The sequence below is a fragment of the Sulfuricurvum sp. genome (assembly GCF_019163035.1).
Taxonomy (GTDB): domain Bacteria; phylum Campylobacterota; class Campylobacteria; order Campylobacterales; family Sulfurimonadaceae; genus Sulfuricurvum.
This window is the reverse complement of sequence record NZ_JAFLKV010000042.1, coordinates 22863-25204: the sequence shown is the minus strand read 5'-3', so window position 1 is coordinate 25204 and position 2342 is coordinate 22863. Positions and strand designations below refer to the sequence as shown.

General features: G+C 47.9%; 2 protein-coding genes. Both read right to left on the bottom strand.

What is annotated here, in order from left to right; all coding sequences use genetic code 11:
• Nucleotides 1-1163 (bottom strand): HAD-IC family P-type ATPase (locus JZU62_RS03920; protein WP_295012102.1); only part of this gene is annotated, 1163 nt, incomplete at its 3' end.
• Nucleotides 1164-1172: 9 nt separating this feature from the next.
• The coding region (gene kdpA, locus JZU62_RS03915) for a potassium-transporting ATPase subunit KdpA (protein ID WP_295012100.1) at nucleotides 1173-2342 on the bottom strand (1170 nt) is incomplete at its 5' end.

Sequence of the window (2342 nt, the reverse complement as noted above, 5' to 3'; positions counted from 1 at the left end):
GCCCCTTTGCGGATATGGATATCCCCGACATTCACACCGCTCAGACGGGTATCGGCACTAAACGCAATCCACGTCTCTTCCCCGTTTAACACTACAAGCTTAGCATCCATACTCTCAGCAAGTGCGACAATACTGCGCCCCTCCGGTGTCTCATCGGCTTTTGATGAGTAGATTGCATAAGAGAGGAGCTCGCTTTTACTAACACCGTTCACGGTGAAAAATTCACTCGCCATCCGATTTCCGAACGTAATCGTCCCCGTTTTATCGAGAAGCAATACCGAAATATCCCCCGCCGTTTCGACCGCTTTACCGCTGGTAGCGATGACGTTTTTACGAAGCAATCGATCCATCCCCGCGATTCCGATGGCACTGAGCAATCCCCCGATGGTCGTAGGGATCAAACACACAAACAACGCGACGAGGACGAGAAGCGAAAATGAACTATCAAAATAGCCTACCAACGGTTGCAACGTCGCCACCGAGAGTAAAAAGATCAAACTAAATCCGATAAGGATCAGGCTGAGGGCGATTTCGTTCGGGGTTTTTTGACGTTTTGCCCCCTCGACGAGCATAATCATTTTATCGAGAAAACTCTCACCCTTTGCCGCTGTAACACGCACTTTTATCCAGTCAGAGAGGACAGTTGTTCCCCCCGTTACCGAACTGCGATCTCCACCGCTTTCACGGATAACGGGAGCTGATTCACCGGTAATCGCACTCTCGTTGACACTTGCAACCCCTTCGATCACTTCACCATCAATCGGGATCAACTCACCGGCTTTGACAATGACCATATCCCCCTTCAGCAGTAAAGAAGCGTCAACCAATTCTGTTCTAACGCCTCGTATACGATTGGCTACAAGGTTGCTTTGGGTTTGACGCAAACTCGATGCCTGCGCTTTTCCGCGACCCTCCGCCAATGCTTCGGCGAAGTTGGCGAACAAGACGGTAAACCACAGCCAAAAAAGAAGCTGTAAATTAAACCAAAAGTCCGCAGGGTCAAAATGTCCGGTAAAAAATAGAACCGTACAAAACGCTGAACTCAGCGTCACGGCAAAGATCACCGGATTTTTAATCTGATGTTTCGGATTGAGACGAATAAACGACTCGATCAATGCTTCTTTAAATATTTCGTTGTTATTAATTTCAATTGCTTTTTTCATACTATTTCCTTAGAACAGCTTGCCGGATAACATGAGGACATGCTCCGCAATCGCTGTAAACGTCAACGCCGGTAAAAAGGTCAATGCACCCAAAATCAGAACGGTGAATGCCAAAAAGATCGTAAAGGTCATATTATCGCTTCGTACCGAACCCGATGAGAGGGCATACGTTTTTTTATTCGACATACTTGCCGCAATCGCGATCATCGGGATAATCACTCCGAAACGCCCGATGAACATTGCTATCGCCAATGTCACATCGTAAAACGGTGTGTTGGCAGTGAGTCCTGCAAATGCACTTCCGTTATTTGCTGCCGCTGAGGTATAGGCATAGAGTATCTCTCCCAACCCATGCGGCCCTGCGTTGTTTAGACCCGCCAATCCATCAGCGCAATTCGCCGCGATTGCCGAAAAGCCCAAAATCGCTGCCGAGGGGAGAAGCAACGCGATAATAACCGCTTTGATCTCATACGCTTCGATCTTTTTGCCCAAATACATCGGGGTTTTTCCGACCATCAAACCGATCATAAACATCGATAATAGGGCGTAAATCATCATCCCGTAAAATCCTGCACCGACACCGCCGAAGATCACCTCTCCGACCATCATTTGGAGCATCAAAACCCCACCGGCGAGAGGAGAGAAACTATCATGCATTGCATTAACCGCACCGCACGATGCCGCCGTCGTTACGGTCGCAAACAAGCTCGAAGCTCCCAGAGCAAACCGTACCTCTTTACCCTCCATACTAGGTCCCGCTTCGACACCAAGCTGTGTCAACATCGCATTCCCTTGTGATTCGGCATAATAGGTAGCCGAGAGTGTTAGAGCGAACAATAACGCCATAGCACCAAAGATCGCAATCCCTTCTCTGCGGTTTCCGGCAAACTTGCCATACGCAAACAACAATGCGATAGGGATCAAAAAGATCGAGAAAATTTGGATAAAGTTGGTCAATTCATTTGGGTTCTCAAACGGATGCGCACTGTTAACATTGAAAAATCCGCCACCGTTGGTTCCCAACATCTTGATCGATTCCTGACTCGCTACCGGACCCATCGCAAGGGTTTGTTTTACACCTTCGATAGTTGTCAGCTCTACATAGGAAGAAAACGTTTGTATCACACCATGAGACATCAAAAATATCGCATACACGAATGCAATCGGCAACAAAATACG